The organism is Streptomyces sp. SudanB182_2057 (assembly GCF_964272715.1).
GTDB classification, from domain to species: domain Bacteria; phylum Actinomycetota; class Actinomycetes; order Streptomycetales; family Streptomycetaceae; genus Streptomyces; species Streptomyces rubradiris.
This window is the reverse complement of the sequence record NZ_OZ186798.1, coordinates 2,540,932-2,560,291: the sequence shown is the minus strand read 5'-3', so window position 1 is coordinate 2,560,291 and position 19,360 is coordinate 2,540,932. Positions and strand designations below refer to the sequence as shown.

Annotated in this window: 17 protein-coding genes; 13 read left to right on the top strand and 4 right to left on the bottom strand. The window is 71.9% G+C overall.

Annotated elements, in window-relative coordinates:
• Positions 1-26: 26 nt before the first annotated feature.
• Entirely contained in the window at positions 27-1,265 is a 1,239-nt protein-coding gene (locus ACSURM_RS10755) for an ABC transporter permease (protein WP_436961032.1), read from the top strand.
• Between the two features lie 628 nt (positions 1,266-1,893).
• Positions 1,894-3,522 carry a sensor histidine kinase gene (locus ACSURM_RS10750; protein WP_436954781.1) on the top strand — a complete coding sequence of 543 codons (1,629 nt, stop codon included), beginning with the start codon at positions 1,894-1,896 and terminating at the stop codon, positions 3,520-3,522.
• Between the two features lie 101 nt (positions 3,523-3,623).
• Here ACSURM_RS10750 and ACSURM_RS10745 read toward each other — a convergent pair whose 3' ends face one another.
• Entirely contained in the window at positions 3,624-4,319 is a 696-nt protein-coding gene (locus tag ACSURM_RS10745) for a response regulator transcription factor (protein ID WP_436961030.1), read from the bottom strand.
• 1,338 nt (positions 4,320-5,657) lie between these two features.
• Between ACSURM_RS10745 and ACSURM_RS10740 the strand changes: the two genes are divergently transcribed.
• From ACSURM_RS10740 to ACSURM_RS10725, 4 genes are all read left to right on the top strand, one after another.
• Positions 5,658-5,978, top strand: a complete 321-nt coding sequence (locus ACSURM_RS10740) for a DUF6881 domain-containing protein (RefSeq protein ID WP_436954779.1) — start codon at positions 5,658-5,660, stop codon at positions 5,976-5,978.
• 101 nt (positions 5,979-6,079) lie between these two features.
• Positions 6,080-6,928 (top strand): GNAT family N-acetyltransferase, encoded by an 849-nt coding sequence (locus tag ACSURM_RS10735; RefSeq protein WP_436954777.1) that lies wholly within the window; start codon positions 6,080-6,082, stop codon positions 6,926-6,928.
• A gap of 20 nt (positions 6,929-6,948) precedes the next feature.
• The gene (locus ACSURM_RS10730; protein WP_436954775.1) at positions 6,949-7,479 is read left to right on the top strand and encodes a GNAT family N-acetyltransferase; all 531 of its coding nucleotides are present in this window, start codon (positions 6,949-6,951) and stop codon (positions 7,477-7,479) included.
• 73 nt (positions 7,480-7,552) lie between these two features.
• Positions 7,553-9,256, top strand: a complete 1,704-nt coding sequence (locus tag ACSURM_RS10725) for a proline--tRNA ligase (protein WP_436954773.1) — start codon at positions 7,553-7,555, stop codon at positions 9,254-9,256.
• A 457-nt stretch (positions 9,257-9,713) separates the two neighbouring features.
• Here the strand turns inward: ACSURM_RS10725 and ACSURM_RS10720 are convergent, their stop codons facing one another.
• The 3 genes from ACSURM_RS10720 to ACSURM_RS10710 all read right to left on the bottom strand — a co-directional run bounded on the left by ACSURM_RS10720 (position 9,714) and on the right by ACSURM_RS10710 (position 11,731).
• Positions 9,714-10,625 carry an aminoglycoside phosphotransferase family protein gene (locus ACSURM_RS10720; RefSeq protein WP_436954771.1) on the bottom strand — a complete coding sequence of 304 codons (912 nt, stop codon included), beginning with the start codon at positions 10,623-10,625 and terminating at the stop codon, positions 9,714-9,716.
• An 81-nt stretch (positions 10,626-10,706) separates the two neighbouring features.
• Positions 10,707-11,231: a ferritin-like domain-containing protein gene (locus ACSURM_RS10715; RefSeq protein ID WP_436954769.1), complete on the bottom strand. Its 525-nt coding sequence runs from the start codon at positions 11,229-11,231 to the stop codon at positions 10,707-10,709.
• Positions 11,228-11,731 carry a hypothetical protein gene (locus tag ACSURM_RS10710; protein WP_436954767.1) on the bottom strand — a complete coding sequence of 168 codons (504 nt, stop codon included), beginning with the start codon at positions 11,729-11,731 and terminating at the stop codon, positions 11,228-11,230. Before ACSURM_RS10710 ends, ACSURM_RS10715 begins: the two co-directional genes overlap by 4 nt.
• 241 nt (positions 11,732-11,972) lie before the next feature.
• Here ACSURM_RS10710 and rimP point away from each other — a divergent pair, with 241 nt between their 5' ends.
• The 7 genes from rimP to truB all read left to right on the top strand — a co-directional run bounded on the left by rimP (position 11,973) and on the right by truB (position 19,060).
• Positions 11,973-12,485 (top strand): ribosome maturation factor RimP, encoded by a 513-nt coding sequence (rimP, locus tag ACSURM_RS10705; RefSeq protein WP_391343821.1) that lies wholly within the window; start codon positions 11,973-11,975, stop codon positions 12,483-12,485.
• Between the two features lie 2 nt (positions 12,486-12,487).
• On the top strand, positions 12,488-13,474 hold the full coding sequence (gene nusA / locus ACSURM_RS10700) for a transcription termination factor NusA (protein WP_381555694.1): 987 nt from the start codon (positions 12,488-12,490) through the stop codon (positions 13,472-13,474).
• 159 nt (positions 13,475-13,633) lie between these two features.
• On the top strand, positions 13,634-13,930 hold the full coding sequence (locus ACSURM_RS10695; RefSeq protein WP_359046289.1) for a YlxR family protein: 297 nt from the start codon (positions 13,634-13,636) through the stop codon (positions 13,928-13,930).
• 145 nt (positions 13,931-14,075) lie between these two features.
• Entirely contained in the window at positions 14,076-17,147 is a 3,072-nt protein-coding gene (gene infB / locus ACSURM_RS10690; protein WP_436954764.1) for a translation initiation factor IF-2, read from the top strand.
• A 206-nt stretch (positions 17,148-17,353) separates the two neighbouring features.
• Complete coding sequence (locus ACSURM_RS10685) at positions 17,354-17,647, top strand: DUF503 domain-containing protein (protein WP_030619068.1); 294 nt, start codon at positions 17,354-17,356, stop codon at positions 17,645-17,647.
• Positions 17,648-17,699: 52 nt separating this feature from the next.
• A complete protein-coding gene (gene rbfA, locus ACSURM_RS10680) occupies positions 17,700-18,158 on the top strand; it encodes a 30S ribosome-binding factor RbfA (RefSeq protein ID WP_189997542.1) in 459 nt (152 codons plus the stop codon).
• A complete protein-coding gene (gene truB / locus ACSURM_RS10675) occupies positions 18,155-19,060 on the top strand; it encodes a tRNA pseudouridine(55) synthase TruB (protein ID WP_436954762.1) in 906 nt (301 codons plus the stop codon). The genes rbfA and truB overlap by 4 nt, the downstream gene beginning before the upstream one ends.
• Positions 19,061-19,360: the final 300 nt, after the last annotated feature.

The following is a 19,360-nucleotide window of genomic DNA, read 5'->3' as shown; positions in this document are numbered from 1 at the left end:
ACCCCGAGACCGTCCGGATCCGAGCGCTGCCGCCCGGGTTCCCGGCGCACGAAGCCCGGGAACCGTCACGGACGCGGGCTGGTCTGCGCGCTGCCCGGCTCGGCCCCGCGGACGTCATCCGGCTCGGCGGGACCGGCCTGCGGACCCGCCCGCTGCGGGTATTCCTGTCCGCCATCGGCATCGCCATCGGCGTCGCCGCCATGATCGCGGTGGTCGGGATCTCGGGCTCCGGACAGGCGGAGGTGGACCGTCGGCTGGACGCACTCGGCACGAACCTGCTGCGGGTCGCCCCGGGAGAGACTCTCGACGGCGCCGAGGCCAAGCTCCCTGCGGAGTCCGTGGCGATGATCGGACGGGTTCCACCCGTGCAGCAGGTCGCCGCCACCGGGTCGACAGGGGCGCACGTCTACCGCAACGACCGCATCGCCGTCGGCCGCACCGGCTCCCTCGACGTCCTGGCGGTCGGCTCCGGCCTGCTCCCGGCCGTCGGCGGTCACGTCAGCAAGGGCCGCTGGCTGGACTCCGCGACGGAGGAGTACCCGGCCGTTGTGCTCGGCGCGACCGCAGCCCAGCGGCTCGACGTGTACACCCCGGGCACCCGGGTCTGGCTGGGCGGCCGCTGGTTCTCGCTGGTGGGCGTCCTCGATCAGGTGCAGCTCGCGCCGGAACTCGACAGTGCCGCACTGGTCGGCTGGCCTGCGGCCAAGACGTACCTCCGCTTCGACGGACATCCGTCGACGATCTACGTCCGGGCGGAGGAAAACCAGGTCACATCGGTTCGGGCGGTGCTCCCGGCCACGGCCAATCCCGCGAAGCCCGGCGAGGTGCAGATCTCCCGGCCCTCCGATGCGCTCGCAGCCCGCGAGGCGACCCGGTCGGCGCTCACCGGGCTGCTGCTCGGCCTTGGTGGCGTCGCGCTCCTGGTCGGTGGGGTCGGCGTCGGCAACACCATGGTCATCTCGGTCCTGGAACGCCGACCGGAGATCGGTCTGCGCCGGGCCCTAGGGGCGACGAAGGGCCAGATCCGCACCCAGTTCGTGACGGAGTCCCTGCTGCTGTCGCTGATCGGCGGCCTAGGCGGAACCGTGCTCGGAACGCTGATCACGGCCGGGTACGCCTTCAGCCGGGACTGGCCGACGGTCGTCCCCGTATGGGCGAGCGCCGCCGGCGTCGGCTCGACGCTGCTCATCGGCGTGATCGCCGGTCTGTACCCGGCCGTCCGCGCGAGCCGGCTGTCACCGACAGAGGCGCTGTCCGGTACATGAGCAGGACATCGTTCGGGGCGGGGCCGGAACCCCCAGCACACGTACGAGCCGTCACCGAGCATTCCGTACGAGGCAGGGGCGGCCTCATAGGAGACCGCCCCTGATGTGCTTTTATCGCGACGTGCTCAGCGCTCGCGCGGCATCAACACGGGGTGAAGCTGCCACCGTTGCTCAGCAGGTCGTCACGGACCCAGCCGTAGACGCCGGTCGCGTCGTTGCGCAGGTAGGCCCCACGAACCGCCGTCCTGGTACGAGGCGCCGGTGCCGCAGTCGGCGTGCACAGCGCCCGGGGTAGCGGCGGCTATCGGGACGGCCAGGACGGCCATGGCGACGGCAGGGAGAATTGCCACGAGTCGATGCTTCATTATGAAACCCCCCAACGATGTCGTTCGTTGACGCTGCACCCAGACGCCTGACGGCGCCCAGCGGAAATGCGGCGGCCTTCGTATTAACCGAAATGCGACTGCCGTAGCAACGATCACCTTCCGATGATTCTGAAGAAATGATTGGCTCAGAGAGAAACGGGTGACAATTTCGTCAGCCGATGGCTGTCCCGTGGCTGGGAAAACCCCATCGAAGGAGTCCTGGTGAGCGCGCATGTCTCGAAGTCCGTGACGGGAGGGGCGCGATGAGCTTCCGGCTTCGGGTGCTCTGTGTGCTGATGCTGATTGCTGTGACTGCCACGGCCGCCACCGCCTGGCTCACCCTTCGGCAGGCCAACCGACAGGTACAGGAGGCCGTCGCGGCCGGCCAGAAGGAGGTCTCCCAGGTCATCGGCGAGCTGCGCGCGTACGGATTCGCGCATGGCACCTGGGAGGATTTCGCACCGGTGGTCGGCGCGCTGTCCAAGGACACCGGGCAGCGCGTCCTGGTCACAACGGAGACCGGCGTCCTGCTCGCCGACTCCGACACCCTCGCGGGCCGCGAGTCGCGCCCGCCGGGCAGTCAGCCCCCGGTTCTGGTCGACCCGCGCCCGGTGCTGCGATTCGACCGGGGTCTGGTGCCGAGCACGGTCGCGAAGCTGACCGCGGTGGCGATCGTCGAATACCGTGCGGCGGCGGCCGACGCGGCCTGCCTGACCCGGGCGGGGGCGGAGATGACGGTCCGAACCAACCGTACGGGCATCCCCGTGGTCACCGTTGAGAGCCGGCCGACCCAGTGCGTGGAGCCCCAGCCCGGCCGCGATCCTCAGCGAGCCCTGGATCTGGCCGCGGCCAAGGCGTGCGAGGCCGACCGGCAGCTCGTCCCGTGCCTCCAACGCGTCTTCAACGAGCGCACTGCCTCCGTCGCCCCACCCCGTCTCGAAGTGCGCCTCGGATACCAGGACGAGTCCCCGCCCACGATCGCCGCCGCCCCCACCATCGCCGTAGCCGTCGGGGTCGCGCTCGCCGCGATCCTCGGGGCGCTGCTGCTGAGCCGGGCCGTGCTGCGGCCCGTGCGGGCCATGACGCTCGCTGCCGAGGGACTCGGCGAGGGGGATCTGGAGCGACGCGTTCCGGTCACCGGGCGGGACGAGATCGCCCACCTTGGCAGAGCGTTCAACCGCATGGCGGACTCCATTCAGGCCGGCGAGGATCGCCAGCGCCGTCTCACCGGCGACATCGCGCACGAGCTGCGCACTCCGCTCGCCAACCTGCGTGGCTACCTGGAGGCCCTGCGGGACGGGGTCATCGAGCCGACGCCCGAACTGCTCGACTCCCTCCACGAGGAGGCGCTGCTCCAGCAGCGGATCGTGGACGACCTCCAGGATCTCGCGCTCGCCGAAGTCGGCGCGCTCACGTACCACCGCTCCGAGGTCAACCTGCGAGATCTCCTCGAATCCACCCGCACTGCGTACCGCGCCCGCGCCGGGACGGCGGGCGTGTCGCTGGAGGTGGAGGCCCCGCACCCGGTGTACGTGACCGCCGACGCGGACCGGCTCCGCCAGGTCGTCGGCAACCTCGTCGGCAACGCGTTGCGCGCCACGCCGTCCGGCGGGCGCGTGACACTGGCCCTCGTACCGCACGGCGAGCTGGCCGTCGTCGAGGTGCGGGATACCGGCAACGGGATACCGGCGGAACACCTGCCGCACCTCTTCGACCGCTTCTGGCGGGCGGACGCGTCACGGGGGCGGGCAACAGGCGGCAGCGGCCTCGGCCTGTCGATCGCCCGGCAGATCGTGACCGACCACCGGGGCACCATCGACGTGGCAAGCACGGTCGGGGTGGGCACAACGTTCACCATCACCCTGGGCGCGCGCCCGGTCCCACCCCTCTGAATCACTCAGGTCCTGGCGCCCTGAAGCCGTGCGCGTCTCGGGACGCCGAAAACGTTCTCCCGGGGCTCCGAAACCACGCGCGTGCGGCGCCTCGGACTCGCTCAGGTTCCATCCACGAGCCGGTAACCCCGTCCATACACCGTCTCCAGCAGCCTCGGGCTTCCCGGTACCTCCAGCTTCCGCCGCAGGTTCATCACGTGCGCGTCGACCGTCCGCTCCAGCACGTCCTGATCGAAGCCGAAGACACGCTCAATGATCTGTGCCCGGGTGAAGACCCGCCCGGGCTCGCGCGCCAGCGACTCCAGGATGGAGAACTCCCTCGCAGTCAGCGTCACCGGCCGGCCCGCGACCCGGGCCTCGAACCGCGCGGTGTCCAGCTCTACCTCGCCGACCCGCAGCAGCGTCGTCCCGGCCGATGCCGACTTCCTGGCCCGCCGCAGCAGCGCCCGTACCCGCGCGGTCAGTTCGCGCGGGCTGTAAGGCTTGGTGAGGTAGTCGTCTGCGCCGAGGTCGAGCCCGAGCAGCATGTCCTCCTCGGTCGTGCGGGCAGTGAGCAGAAGGATGGGGACGTCCGCGGTGCCCGGCTCGGTTCTCAGGATGCGGCACACGTCGAGACCGTCAACGTACGGCAGCATCACGTCAAGCACGATCAGATCGGGCCGGATCGACCGCGCCTTCTCCAAAGCGGCGCGACCGTCGGCCACGACCTGCACCGCATTGCCCTCCCGTTCCAGATAAATCCGGATCAGCCTAGACTGTTTCTCGTCATCCTCAGCGACCAAGATCCGAGCACTCAACGCTTCCCCCCAACGAGCTCCTGCGAGTTCCAGCACCGTAATACAGAACTGGCCGAGCATTTCGGTCACCGGACACCGGTCGCCCGTCGACAGGCTGGATTCTCGACAGACGTCACCCTGAGCTGTTACCAACCTCATGGGGAGAGGGCGGTAACCCGGCACCAGGCATGCGGAAGGCTGCTGTTGGCTCGAAAACATGGTGATCGGCCGTCACCTTTGGCCGGCGGCCGATCTGCGTGTGGTGGTGCTGTTCGGGCATGACGGGCACCGTGCGGGTCGTTGGGCTCGTTACGGCTACGCGTGATGGTTGTCGTCCGTACGTCCTGTGTGCCGCCGATGTGTCGGGCGGGCCGACGCATCTCGTCGTCCGTGCCGTGCGCCGGGGCCGGCAGTGGGCGGCCGGCCGCTTCCTGATCTGCGCGTGCCGTTACGGAAAGGGATGTCCCGACCCGGTCACGGGGCTGTCCCGCCCGGCTGCCGCGCGGCGGACGGCGTTCCGGTGGGAGGACCTGGTCGGCCGGCGAGAGGTGTTGCCGTCCACGCCGTGCGCCGCCTGCCATCTGGCCGTCGTCCGGCGGGCGGAGAAGTTGCTGACCTCGGCGACGCGTTCGGGGGCATGCCGTACTTCTCTCACGCGGCTCCGTATCGGCGGCAGGGGATCGGGGCGGCCGTGCGGCGCGTGCGGCAGGCCCGTTACGGCTGGGCGAGCGGATCTGTCGTACTGCGGGCCGCCGTGCCGGCAAAAGGCGTACCGGCGCCGCACCGCCGCCCGCCGCACGGCCCTGTACCGGCTGGAGACCTCCTACCCGGACGGGCCGCAGGGGGAGGAGACGGCTCTGGCCCGCCTTGCCGCCCTGGACAAGGTCGTCGCATTTCCACGGGTAGCGCGTCCATATGTGCAATCGGGTTTGACGGCGGACCGAATGCCCCTCTCCACCCGGTGACCACCCGAAGCACCGACTCGGTCGTCCCCGGCACCTGGTACTACGATTGGGGGCGCCGAAGACCGCCCCCAAGGCGATATCGCCTGGCACACCCGAACCACCCTCTGGGGGCGCAACAGCCTGGGCACAACTGCTTCCACCACTACGACCTCGAGACCGCCCGATACATCGCTCTGGATCCCCTTGGGCTCGCACCGGCACCAAACCCCGATGCTTAGGTGCACAATCATCAGACGTGGGCAGATCCGGGATACTTGGGAGCAATGAGTTGCGGGCTTCTTTGAAGGCTGATAAACCGAAGGGCGCGCGTTTCGGTGGCGGGCAGTTCCTTTCCGGCGTGTAGCCGGGAACGAAGGCGCCCGGTCAGCGTCCCGATGTCTACGTGATAGGGCTCATGGAATATTGGAAGGTCGACTGGCTGCATGACTTCCAGTCGGAACCGACAAGGATCTACAGTGAGATCGGTCATGACGGCTACGAGGTGCGCAAAGTCCAGCATCACCGGGACGGCCGGAGGCTGAAAGCTGACGGATTTCATGAGTCTGCCGAGATCGGGCTGAGTGAAATCCCGGTAGGCGCTATTGAGGATGTGGCCGGTCAGCCCGAGTTCGCCGCATCTACGATCACCCCGGAAGAGTTCGAACGAGTGTGGCGGGACGCTTCCTGGCCGACCGGGGCCCGGAATCAGTCGGGAAGTGAGACCCCAGGGACCTGAGGGAAGGCTTCCGCGCGGAAAGGGCCCCCCGCTCCGGGGCGCCGCACAAGCGCACGAGGTACAGTGCCGGGACCAGCAGAACCCCACCGTGAGGCCCCGTAGTGTTGACCCAGACCACCACCCGGGTCCTGGAACCGAACGACCTGGACGCGGCGCTCGCCGTGCTCGACCGTGAGCCGGTCGCCAATGCCTTCGTGACGTCCAGGGTCCGGGTCGCAGGACTGGACCCCTGGCGGCTCGGCGGCGAGATGTGGGGCTGGTACGAGGACGGCATGCTCACGTCCCTCTGCTACGCGGGCGCCAACCTCGTCCCCATCTGCGCCACCCCGCGCGCCGTGCGCGCCTTCGCCGACCGCGCCCGCCGGGCCGGCCGCCGCTGCTCCTCCATCGTCGGCCCCGCCGACGCCACCGCTGAGCTGTGGCGGCTGCTGGAGCCTCACTGGGGCCCCGCCCGCGACGTCCGCGCGCAGCAGCCGCTGATGGTCACCGACCGCATGCCCGACGACATCGCCCCCGACCCCTACGTCCGCCGCGTCCGCAAGGACGAGATGGAAACGATCATGCCGGCGTGCGTGGCGATGTTCACCGAGGAGGTCGGCGTCTCCCCGCTGTCCGGCGACGGCGGCCTGCTCTACCAGGCCCGCGTCGCCGAACTCGTCGGCTCCGGCCGCTCCTTCGCCCGCGTGGACGAGCGGGGCCGGGTCGTGTTCAAGGCGGAGATCGGCGCCGCCACCCCCCAGGCCTGCCAGATCCAGGGCGTGTGGGTGGCACCCGAGTACCGGGGAAGGGGCCTCGCGGCCCCCGGCATGGCCGCCGTGCTGCGCTACGCCCTCGCCGACTTCGCCCCCGTGGCGAGCCTCTACGTCAACGACTTCAACACCGCGGCGAGAAGGACGTACCGGCGTGTGGGCTTCGAAGAGGTCGGCGCCTTCATGAGTGTGCTCTTCTGACACCCCTGTACGCTCCCCGCATGGACCCAGTGATCGGCCCCCTGGACCTCACCGCGCACGTCGACGAGGCGTTGGCCGTCCAAGCCGTCGCCTTCGGCCTGGGCCCGGAGGAGGTCGCCGTACGCCGGCAGATCGTCCAGCGCCACATGCAGTACCAGGGCGCCCGGGCCTACGGCGCGACCGCCGGCGGCCGGCTCGTCGGCTTCGTGTACGGCATGCCCAACAGCCGCACCCACTGGTGGTCCACCGTCGTGGAGCCCCATCTGCGCGCGGGCGGCAACGACTTCTGGCTGGACGACTCCTTCGTCATCACCGAACTGCACGTCCACCCCGACCACCAGAACCGGGGCATCGGCCGGAAGCTGATCACCACCATCACCGACACCGCCGACGAACCCCGCTCGATCCTCTCCGCGATCGACGTCGACAGCCCCGCCCGGGGCCTGTACCACTCCCTCGGCTACACCGACCTCGCCCGCCAGGTGCACTTCCCGAGCGCCCCCCGCCCGTACGCCGTGATGGGCGCCCCGCTGCCGCTGCGCAGGCGATAACCGATTTCCACCGGCGCGGGCGGCCCGGATAACCTCCATGCCACCACCTTTACCCGGCAGGAGTACGAGAACCATGGCCAAGGCACCGGTCCAGCGCATGTCCCAGTTGATGGCGAAGACGCTGCGCGACGACCCGGCGGACGCCGAGGTCCTCAGCCACAAGCTCCTCGTCCGCGCCGGCTACGTCCGCCGCACGGCGGCCGGCATCTGGAGCTGGCTGCCCCTCGGCAAGAAGGTCCTCGCCAACGTCGAACGCGTCGTCCGCGAGGAGATGGACGCCATCGGCGCCCAGGAGGTCACCCTCCCCGCCCTGCTGCCCCGCGAGCCCTACGAGGCGACCGGCCGCTGGGACGAGTACGGCCAGGAACTGTTCCGACTCAAGGACCGCAAGGGCGGCGACTACCTCCTCGGCCCCACCCACGAGGAGATCTTCACCCTCCTGGTCAAGGACCAGTGCACGTCCTACAAGGACCTGCCGGTGATCCTCTACCAGATCCAGACCAAGTTCCGCGACGAGGCCCGCCCCCGCGCCGGCATCCTGCGCGGCCGCGAGTTCCTGATGAAGGACTCGTACTCCTTCGACCTGGACGACGAGGGCCTCGGCGCCTCCTACGCCCTGCACCGCGAGGCATACCAGCGGATCTTCGCCCGCCTCGGCCTCGACTACCGCATCTGCGCGGCCACCGCCGGCGCCATGGGCGGCTCCAAGTCCGAGGAGTTCCTCGCCCCGGCCGAGGCCGGCGAGGACACCTTCGCGGACTGCCCGAACTGCGACTTCGCCGCCAACACCGAGGCGATCACCTACCAGCTCACGCCGGTGGACGGCTCCGCCGTGCCCGCGCTGGAGGAGATTCCCACCCCCGACACCCCGACCATCGAGACCCTGGCCGCCTCGCTCGGCGTCCCCGCCTCCGCCACGCTGAAGAACCTGCTGGTCAAGGTGGACGGCGAGATCGTCGCCGTGGGCGTGCCCGGCGACCGCGAGGTGGACCTGGACAAGGTCGAGGCGCACTTCGCCCCGGCCACCGTCGAGATGGTCACCGAGACCGACTTCGCCGCCCACCCCGAGCTGGTCCGCGGCTACGTCGGCCCGCAGGGCCTGGGCGAGAAGGTCAAGTACATCGCCGACCCGCGCGTGGCCCCCGGCACCGCCTGGATCACCGGCGCCAACAAGGAGCACACGCACGCGAAGAACGTCGTCGCCGGCCGTGACTTCGAGGTCGACGAGTACGTGGACGTCGTCGTCGTCCAGGACGGCGACCCCTGCCCGAAGTGCGGCACCGGCCTGAAGCTGGACCGCGCCATCGAGATCGGTCACATCTTCCAGCTGGGCCGCAAGTACGCCGACGCCCTCAAGCTGGACGTCCTCGGCCAGAACGGCAAGCCGGTCCGCGTCACCATGGGCTCCTACGGCATCGGCGTCTCCCGCGCCGTCGCCGCGCTCGCCGAGCAGACCGCCGACGACAAGGGCCTGGTGTGGCCCAAGGAGGTCGCCCCGGCCGACGTGCACGTGGTCGCCGCCGGCAAGGCGCTCCAGACCGAGCTGGCGCTGGACGTCGCCGGGAAGCTCGCCGACGCGGGCGTCCGCGTCCTGGTGGACGACCGGGCCGGGGTCTCCCCGGGCGTGAAGTTCACCGACTCCGAGCTGATCGGCGTCCCCCAGATCCTGGTCGCCGGCCGCCGCGCCGCCGAGGGCGTCCTGGAGCTGAAGGACCGCAAGACCGGCGAGCGCGAGGAACTGACGGTCGAGGAAGCCATCGCCCGTCTTACGGCCTGACCCCCCGGTCACCGGCGGCGGCCCGGCCCGCCGCCGGTCGCCTGGCCTGCCGACGACGCCCTCGGGGACTTCCCCGGGGGCGTCGCTGCGGTCGGCTGCCGTACCGGCCGTAGCCGGTCGGCCGTGTCCCGGGGCAGTCGCCCCTTCGGCCGGCCGCCACGGCCGGCCGCTGCTCCGGCCAGTTGTTGCCACGGGCAGTCGTCCTACAGTCGGCCATTCCTCCGGGCAGCCGCCGCCGTCGGCGGTGCTGCGGCCGGTCGCCTCTCCGGGACAGTCGTCGTCGCGGTCAGCCGCCGCTCGGACCGGCCGTCGTCGCGGTCGGCTGCGGCTCGGGGCAGCCGCCCTCCGGACAGCCGCCCTCCGGACAGCCGCCCTCCGGACAGCCGCCGCTACGGACAGTCGCGCCACGGCACCGTCGCCACCCAGGCCGGCCGTGGCTACGTCCCGTCGGCCCCCGCTACAGCCAGCCCGCGAACTCCAGCAGCAGCTCCGCGTCCGTCGGGCGGCCCACGCGGAGGGCACGGACTCCGGACTCCACCGCGCGGAACAGTGTCCAGCCGCGCAGGCGGTCCTGGTCGACCTCCAGGGACTCCGCGAGCCGCTTGATCCGGCGGCGGGTGGTGGCCGGGCCGGCCGGCTGGGCGATCAGGTCCTCCACCCGGTCCCGGACCAGCCGCGCCAGGTCGAAGGCGCTCTCGCCGACCACCGGGTCCGGGCCCACCGCGAGCCACGGCATCCGCTCGCCCGACAGCACCTTGCTCTGCCGGAACGTGCCGTGCAGCAGCCGCTCCTCGGGCGGCGCGGCCAGCAGTTCCTCGCGGGCGGCGAGCGCCGACTCCACCAGCGGCGCCACCTCGGGCTCGGCCCCGGCACTCGCCCGCATCGCCGCCGCCTGCCGCCCGGTGCGCTCGGCGACGGTCTCGAAGGCGTGCCCGGCCGGCGGCTCCACCCACAGCTTGCGCAGCGTCCCCGCCGCCTCCAGCAGCGCCTTGGCCTCCGGCAGCGAACGCACCGACACATCCGGGTGCAACCGCTCCAGCAGCAGCGCCCCGTCCCGCCTGCCGTCCTGCGCGCCGTCCTCCAGCAGCTGTACGGCGCCCAGCCCGGCCCAGTGCGCCAGCGCGGCCCGCTCGCTCTCCGGGCGGGCCCGGGGCGGTGCCAGCTTCAGCACGGCCGGGGTGCCGTCCGGCCGCCGTACCAGCAGCACCAGGCTGCTGCGCCCGCCCGGCACCCGCACCCGCTCCACGGTCAACCCGCGCCGGGCGGCGGCCTCCTCGGCCGCCGCGGGCAGCCGCGCCAGCCAGTCGTCCCCGGCCGGTGCCGTCTCACCGAGCGCCCGCACCAGACGCGGCGGCGCTTCCCAAGCCATGCGCGAGTCGTTCCCTTCCTGTGGGTCCTTGTCGGTTCCCGGTCCGTCCTCCAACGGGCGTACGGGCCTCCTGCCGGTGTCTCAGTGCCTCGCCGGAGCCGTGGCGGACGCGGCGGACGCGGTGGCCGACGGTGTCGTGCCGGCCGCGCCGGTCCGCTCGTCGGTCCGTTCACCGGACCGTTCGGCGAGCCCAGGGAAGGCTACGCTCCGCCCGCTCCAGCGCACCGCCCGCACCGCGGTCTCCCGCAGCGCCCCGGCCGCGTCCGCCCGCCGCGCCCCGGTCGCCGCCCGCACCAGGTCCGAGTAGACCCCGGCCAGCCGCTCCTCCAGCCGCGCGGCCAGCCGCTCCGCCGCCGCCCCGTCCCGGACCGGGAACGGCAGCTCGTACGCGGCGCTCGCGGCGACCGGGGCGGCGCCGAGGTCGCGCACCGCGCGCACCAGCGCGTCCCGGCGCGCCCGGTGGGCGTCGTACGCCGTCCGCGCCTCGGCCCGGCGCCGTTCGCCGATCCGCCCGCCGACGACCCCGTAGCCGTACACCGCCGCGTGCTCCGCCGCCAGCGCCGCCTGGAGCGCGGTCACCTCGGCCTGCTGTGCCTCTTCGCTCACCTGGCCACCTCCGTCAGCAGGTACGCGTGCGCGGCCCCGGCCGCCGCGACCGACGCCAGCAGCCGCGCCAGCTCGCCCGGCACCTGGAGCAGCTCCTTGGCCCGCCGGTCGGCCAGCGCGCGCTCGGCGGCGGCCAGTTGGGCCACGGCGTCCTTCTCGGCGGCGGGCACGGGGGCGGGCGCGGCCGAGGACTTCGACGCCGCCGGTGAGGGCTTCGTACCGTCCTCGAACGCCGCCGCGTGCGCTGCGACCTCGGCCCGCAGCGGGCGCAGCCGGTCGGTCAGGGCGGGATGCGCGGCCAGCACGGCGTCGTAGCGCGCCAGCAGGCCCCGGCTGTCCCGCGCCGCACGCGCGCGTGCCCGCGTGCCGGCCGACGGGCCGTCGGCGCCGGAGTCCGCTCCGGCCGAGCAGCCCGCCAGCAGGGCGGCGCCGGCGGCCGAGGCCAGCAGGGTTCTTCTGCGCGGCCCCGAGGGGATGCGCGACGGCGGGGGGTACGGCACGGCTGACGTCCTCGGGGGGCTCGTACGAACACACGGGCGGGACGGCGCCCGCCGTTGATCACGGTACCCGCGCATCCGCCCCCCGCATGTCACCGGCTCAGCCGTCCCACCCGGGGGCACCCGGCCGTACCGGCACGCGGCCCCGGGCTCCGCTGCGAAGCACCCCCCGCCGGAGGCAGTACCCTTTGACCAGACACGCGACCCATCCCACAACAGCACACGCGGCCGAGGAGTCACCCGGATGAGCACCACCCAGAGCGAGAGGCTGCGAGAGCTGCTGGAACCGCTCGTCACCTCCCATGGGCTGGATCTCGAAGAGATCGCCGTGGACTCCGTAGGACGCAAGCGGGTGCTGCGCGTCGTCGTCGACTCCGACACCGGAGCGGACCTGGACCGGATCGCCGATGTGAGCCGCGCGCTCTCGGCGAAGCTGGACGAGACCAATGCGATGGGCGAGGACGCGTACGACCTGGAGGTCGGAACCCCCGGCGCGGAGCGCCTCCTCACCGAGCACCGGCACTTCGTGCGCGCCACCGACCGGCTCGTGAAGTTCCAGCTCACCGAGGGCGGCGAGCTGGTCGCGCGGATCCTGGAGGTCGACGAGGAGGGCATCGCGGTCGAGGTGCCCGGGGTCAAGGGGCGCAAGGCCACCACCCGCAGACTCGGCTTCCCCGAGATCGCCAAGGCGCGCGTGCAGGTCGAGTTCAACCGCAAGGACAGCAAGAAGGACATGAAGGAAGAGGAGGAGGCGTAGCCGTGGACATCGACATGAGCGCCCTGCGGGGTTTGGTCCGGGAGAAGGAGATCTCCTTCGACCTGCTGGTCGAGGCGATCGAGTCGGCCCTCCTCATCGCCTACCACCGCACCGAGGGAAGCCGCCGACACGCGCGCGTGGAGCTCAACCGGGAGACCGGGCATGTGACCGTGTGGGCGAAGGAGGACCCCGAGGACCTCGCCGAGGGCCAGGAGGCCCGCGAGTTCGACGACACCCCGTCCGGTTTCGGCCGTATCGCCGCCACCACCGCCAAGCAGGTGATCCTGCAGCGGCTGCGCGACGCCGAGGACGACGCGACGCTCGGCGAGTACGCCGGCCGCGAGGGCGACATCGTCACCGGCGTGGTCCAGCAGGGCCGCGACCCGAAGAACGTGCTCGTGGACATCGGCAAGCTGGAGGCCATCCTGCCGGTGCAGGAGCAGGTGCCCGGCGAGACCTACCCGCACGGCATGCGCCTGCGGTCGTACGTCGTCCGCGTGGCCAAGGGCGTGCGCGGCCCGTCCGTGACGCTCTCCCGCACCCACCCGAACCTGGTGAAGAAGCTCTTCGCCCTGGAGGTGCCGGAGATCGCCGACGGCTCGGTGGAGATCGCCGCCATCGCCCGTGAGGCCGGTCACCGCACCAAGATCGCCGTACGGTCCACCCGTTCGGGCCTGAACGCCAAGGGCGCCTGCATCGGCCCCATGGGCGGCCGGGTGCGCAACGTGATGGGCGAACTGAACGGCGAGAAGATCGACATCGTCGACTGGTCGGACGATCCGGCGGAGATGGTCGCGAACGCCCTGTCACCCGCCCGGGTGAGCAAGGTGGAGGTCGTGGACATGGCCGCCCGCTCCGCACGGGTGACCGTGCCGGACTACCAGCTGTCGCTGGCGATCGGCAAGGAGGGCCAGAACGCCCGCCTCGCCGCCCGTCTCACCGGCTGGAGGATCGATATCCGGCCAGACACCGAGCAGGCCGGCGCGTAGCCGCACACCGCACCGAGGGTGCCCGGACCAGCCCCGGAGCCGCACGGCGGACCCGGGGCCGGGGAACAGATCCCGGCCGCCCGACGCTGAGATCACGACAACAGCCGTTCGATTCTTGCCCCAAAGGGGTGAGGTCGGTACGGGGAGGTAGACTTAACCGTGTCTGGCCGGACGCACGCCCGAGCATGCCCTGAACGCACCTGTGTGGGGTGCCGGGAGCGGGCGGCCAAGAACGATCTCCTGCGGATCGTGGGAATCGAGGACGCGTGCGTCCCCGATCCTCGCGGTACGCTGCCCGGCCGGGGTGCCTACGTACACCCCGCCCTGGTCTGTCTCGACCAGGCGGTACGCCGCCGGGCGTTCCCGCGGGCACTGCGCGTCCCGGGAGCGCTCGACACAAAGGCGTTGCGTCGATACGTCGAGCGGACAACAGTTGCCGAGCAGGCAACGCAGTAAGACGTGCCGTACGGAACCCCGTACGGTCTGGTACCTCGCGAGTCGAAAGCAGGTCGAGATTGCGATGAGCACTCGATGAGTACGCGATGAGTACGCCCATGAACTAGCGACGGTCCGGCTTCAACCCGGACCTCAAAGGAGCGAAGTGGCTAAGGTCCGGGTATACGAACTCGCCAAGGAGTTCGGTGTTGAGAGCAAGGTCGTCATGGCCAAGCTCCAGGAACTCGGTGAATTCGTCCGTTCGGCGTCTTCGACCATCGAAGCGCCGGTTGTACGTAAGCTGACCGACGCCTTCCAGGGCGGTGGCAGCGGCAAGTCCGCGAAGCCCGCCCCGCGCAAGGCCTCCCCCAAGCCCGCCGCGCCCTCTCCGGCGCAGGCGGCGCGTCCCGCTGCCCCGGCCCCGCGGCCGGCTGCGGCTCCCAAGCCCCCGACGGCGCCCGCTGCCCCGCAGCCGGCCGCTCCGTCGGCCCCCGCGGCGTCCTCGCCGGCCCCGGCTCCGGGTCCGCGCCCGGTGCCCGGTCCCAAGCCCGCGCCGCGCCCGGCCCCGGCCGCCCCGGAGTTCACCGCTCCGCCGGCCGCCCCGGCCGCGCAGACCCCGCAGGCTCCGGCCGCGCAGGGTCCGCGTCCCGGCGGCGCCCGTCCCGGCGCCCCGAAGCCCGGCGGCAACCGTCCCGCTCCCGGCCAGGGCCAGGCGCCCCGTCCGGGCCAGGGCGGTCAGCGTCCCGGCGGCCAGGCCCCGCGTCCGGGTGCCCGTCCGTCCGGTCCGCGCCCGGGCAACAACCCCTTCACGTCCGGCGGCAACGCCGGCATGGCCCGCCCGCAGGCCCCGCGCCCGCAGGGCGGCCCGCGTCCCGGCCCCGGCGGTCCCGGCGGCGCCCCGCGTCCGCAGGCGCCCGGCGCCCAGGGCGGCGGTCCGCGTCCGCAGGCTCCCGGCGGCTCCCGGCCGTCCCCGGCCGGCATGCCCCGCCCGCAGGGCGGCCCGCGTCCCGGCCCGGCCGGTCCGCGTCCGAACCCCGGCATGATGCCGCAGCGTCCCGCTGCCGGCCCGCGTCCCGGCCCCGGTGGCGGCGGTCGCGGTCCCGGTGCCGGTGGTCGTCCCGGTGGCGGCGGCGGTCGTCCCGGCGGCGGTTTCGCCGGTCGTCCCGGTGGCGGCGGCGGCTTCGCCGGCCGTCCGGCCGGTCCCGGTGGCGGCGGCGGTGGCTTCGCCGGCCGTCCGGGTGGTCCCGGCGGTGGCGGCGGTGGCCGTCCCGGCTTCGGCGGCCGTCCCGGCGGTCCCGGTGGCCGCGGTGGCACGCAGGGCGCCTTCGGCCGTCCCGGCGGTCCGGCGCGTCGTGGCCGCAAGTCGAAGCGGCAGCGGCGCCAGGAGTACGAGGCCATGCAGGCCCCGAGCGTCGGCGGCGTGATGCTGCCGCGCGGCAACGGCGAGACCATCCGTCTCTCCCGCGGCGCGTCGCTCACCGACTTCGCGGAGAAGATCAACGCCAACCCGGCGTCCCTCGTCGCGGTCATGATGAACCTCGGCGAGATGGTCACCGCGACCCAGTCCGTCTCCGACGAGACCCTCCAGCTCCTCGCCGACGAGATGAACTACGCGGTTCAGATCGTCAGCCCGGAGGAGGAGGACCGCGAGCTGCTCGAGTCCTTCGACATCGAGTTCGGCGAGGACGAGGGCTCCGAGGAGGACCTGGTCGTCCGTCCGCCGGTGGTGACCGTCATGGGTCACGTCGACCACGGTAAGACCCGACTGCTCGACGCGATCCGCAAGACGAACGTCATCGCGGGCGAGGCCGGCGGCATCACCCAGCACATCGGTGCCTACCAGGTCGCGACCGAGGTCAACGGCGAAGAGCGCAAGATCACCTTCATCGACACCCCGGGTCACGAGGCGTTCACCGCCATGCGTGCCCGTGGTGCGAAGTCGACCGACATCGCGATCCTGGTCGTCGCGGCCAACGACGGCGTCATGCCGCAGACGGTCGAGGCGCTCAACCACGCCAAGGCGGCCGACGTGCCGATCGTGGTCGCGGTCAACAAGATCGACGTCGAGGGTGCCGACCCGACCAAGGTGCGCGGTCAGCTGACCGAGTACGGCCTCGTGGCCGAGGAGTACGGCGGCGACACCATGTTCGTCGACATCTCCGCCAAGCAGGGTCTGCACATCGACTCGCTGCTGGAGGCCGTGGTCCTCACGGCCGACGCCTCGCTCGACCTGCGGGCCAACCCGAACCAGGACGCGCAGGGCATCTCGATCGAGTCCCGTCTCGACCGCGGCCGCGGTGCCGTGGCGACGGTCCTCGTCCAGCGAGGCACGCTGCGGGTCGGCGACACGATGGTGGTCGGCGACGCCTACGGCCGTGTCCGCGCCATGCTCGACGACAACGGCAACAACGTCGCCGAGGCCGGCCCGTCGACGCCGGTCCAGGTCCTCGGCCTGACCAACGTCCCGGGCGCGGGCGACAACTTCCTGGTGGTGGACGAGGACCGTACGGCCCGTCAGATCGCCGAGAAGCGCGCCGCCCGCGAGCGCAACGCGGCCTTCGCCAAGCGCACGCGCCGCGTGTCGCTGGAGGACCTGGACAAGGTGCTCAAGGCCGGCGAGGTCCAGCAGCTGAACCTGATCATCAAGGGTGACGCTTCCGGTTCCGTCGAGGCCCTCGAGTCCTCCCTGCTCCAGCTGGACGTCGGCGAAGAGGTCGACATCCGCGTCCTGCACCGCGGCGTCGGTGCGGTCACGGAGTCCGACATCGACCTGGCGATGGGCTCCGACGCCATCGTCATCGGCTTCAACGTCCGTGCGGCCGGCCGTGCCGCGCAGATGGCGGAGCGCGAGGGCGTGGACGTCCGGTACTACTCGGTCATCTACCAGGCGATCGAGGAGATCGAGGCGGCCCTCAAGGGCATGCTCAAGCCGGAGTACGAAGAGGTCGAGCTGGGCACGGCGGAGATCCGCGAGGTCTTCAAGTCGTCCAAGCTGGGCAACATCGCCGGTGTGCTCATCCGGTCGGGCGAGGTCAAGCGCAACACCAAGGCGCGCCTCATCCGCGACGGCAAGGTGGTCGCGGAGAACCTCACCATCGAGGGCCTGCGTCGCTTCAAGGACGACGTCACCGAGATCCGCGAAGGCTACGAGGGTGGTATCAACCTCGGAAACTTCAACGACATCAAGGTCGACGACGTCATCGCGACGTACGAGATGCGCGAGAAGCCGCGGGCGTAACGGCCGACGGCATCCGAAGCTGGCCGGCGGGATCTCGGTCCCGCCGGCCAGCGCGCCGTTTTCCGGCCCCGGCCGCCTCCAGGGCGGCCGGGACGGGCGGCACGGCGGTTCCGGGCACCGGAAAACCCGGTCGAGCCGTCGTCGGGCACGGGGTAACGTGGCTCCAGGCCATCGATCCCGTACCGGCGGGTAAACCCGGCACGAACATGTACGTGGGGACTCTGTCCTTCGACCTCCTCCTCGGCGACGTCCACTCGCTGAAGGAGAAGCGCTCCGTCGTCCGCCCGATCGTCGCCGAGCTCCAGCGGAAGTACGCCGTGAGCGCGGCCGAGGTGGACCACATGAACCTCCATCGGCGGGCGGTCATCGGCCTCGCCATGGTCTCCGGCGACGCGGCGCACCTCACCGACGTACTGGACCGGTGCGAACGGCTGGTCGCCGCCCGCCCCGAGGTGGAGCTGCTGTCGGTCCGACGCCGCTTCCACGGCGAAGACGACTGACGACGACCAGACCACAGAACGCAAGCAAGAAGAAAGAACGGGAGACGGACCAGTGGCCGACAACGCGCGGGCGAAAAGGCTGGCGGACCTCATCCGGGAGGTGGTGGCCCAGAAGCTGCAGCGCGGGATCAAGGACCCGCGGCTCGGCTCGCACGTCACCATCACGGACACCCGGGTCACGGGTGACCTGCGGGAGGCGACCGTCTTCTACACGGTCTACGGCGACGACGAGGAGCGGAAGGCCGCCGCGGCGGGCCTGGAGAGCGCCAAGGGCATCCTGCGCTCCGAGGTGGGCCGCGCGGCCGGGGTGAAGTTCACCCCCACCCTGACCTTCGTGGCGGACGCCCTGCCGGACACCGCCCGGACCATCGAGGACCTCCTCGACAAGGCCCGGCAGTCCGACCAGAAGGTGCGCGAGGCGGCCACCGGCGCGACGTACGCCGCCGGTGCCGACCCCTACCGCAAGCCGGCGGACGACGAGACCGACACGGACGGCGACGCCACCGAATGACCCAGAAGCACACCACGCCCGACGGCCTCGTCATCGTCGACAAGCCGTCGGGCTTCACTTCGCACGACGTGGTCGCCAAGATGCGCGGGATCGCCAGGACCCGCCGTGTCGGCCACGCCGGCACCCTCGACCCGATGGCGACCGGCGTCCTGGTCCTCGGGGTCGAGCGCGCCACCAAGCTCCTCGGGCACCTCGCGCTCACCGAGAAGGAGTACCTGGGCACCATCCGCCTGGGGCAGACCACCCTCACCGACGACGCCGAGGGCGAGATCACCTCGTCCACCGACGCCTCCAAGGTGACCCGGGACGCCATCGACGCCGGTATCGCCAAGCTGACCGGCGACATCATGCAGGTGCCGTCCAAGGTCAGCGCCATCAAGATCGACGGCGTGCGGTCGTACAAGCGGGCCCGCGAGGGCGAGGACTTCGAGATCCCCGCCCGGCCGGTGACCATCTCCTCCTTCGCGGTCTACGACGTCCGGGACGCGGTCGCCGAGGACGGCACGCCGGTGCTCGACCTGGTGGTGTCGGTGGTCTGCTCCTCCGGCACCTACATCCGCGCCCTCGCCCGCGACCTGGGCGCCGGTCTCGGCGTCGGCGGCCACCTCACCGCGCTGCGCCGCACCCGGGTCGGCCCCTACAAGCTGGACGCGGCCAAGACGCTGGACCAACTCCAGCAGGACCTGAGCGTGATGCCGATCGCCGAGGCCGCCACCGCCGCGTTCCCGCGCTGGCAGGTCGACGCCAAGCGGGCCCGGCTGCTGCTCAACGGCGTCCGGCTGGAGATCCCCGACGAGTACGCGGGCGCCGGTGCGGTGGCCGTGTTCGACCACGAGGGCCGTTTCCTCGCGCTCGTCGAAGAGCACCGGGGCAAGGCCAAGAGCCTGGCCGTCTTCGGCTGAGCCGGCCGGGACGCCGTAGGGCCCTGCCGCAGCGGCCGTGCCGTATCAGCCGTGCGGTGCCGTAGCGGCCGTGCCGTGACGGGCCGTGCTGTCAGGGGCCGCCGCAGGGCGTCTGCCGTGGAGCGGCGGCCGGCCATGAGCCGGGCCCTGCCGCCGCTCCACGGTCCCCCCTCTTCCCCCTCCCTAAGGTTCTCCAGCAACCCCCGACTATTCACCCGACCGGCCGGGCGCTCGGAGCGAACCGGGGGAGCGGAAGGGGGCGCGTTCGCGTGAGAACGGTCCCGCCGTTCCCCTCCTGCC

Bases quoted from the DNA above. Each gene is read 5' to 3' on its own strand.
- ACSURM_RS10730 (WP_436954775.1), top strand. From the start codon at position 6,949: ATGGACCCAGTGATCGGCCCCCTGGACCTCACCGCGCACGTCGACGAG.
- ACSURM_RS10725 (WP_436954773.1), top strand. From the start codon at position 7,553: ATGGCCAAGGCACCGGTCCAGCGCATGTCCCAGTTGATGGCGAAGACG.
- ACSURM_RS10685 (WP_030619068.1), top strand. From the start codon at position 17,354: ATGTACGTGGGGACTCTGTCCTTCGACCTCCTCCTCGGCGACGTCCAC.
- truB (WP_436954762.1), top strand. From the start codon at position 18,155: ATGACCCAGAAGCACACCACGCCCGACGGCCTCGTCATCGTCGACAAG.
- rimP (WP_391343821.1), top strand. From the start codon at position 11,973: ATGAGCACCACCCAGAGCGAGAGGCTGCGAGAGCTGCTGGAACCGCTC.
- ACSURM_RS10750 (WP_436954781.1), top strand. From the start codon at position 1,894: ATGAGCTTCCGGCTTCGGGTGCTCTGTGTGCTGATGCTGATTGCTGTG.
- ACSURM_RS10720 (WP_436954771.1), bottom strand. From the start codon at position 10,625: ATGGCTTGGGAAGCGCCGCCGCGTCTGGTGCGGGCGCTCGGTGAGACG.
- ACSURM_RS10740 (WP_436954779.1), top strand. From the start codon at position 5,658: ATGGAATATTGGAAGGTCGACTGGCTGCATGACTTCCAGTCGGAACCG.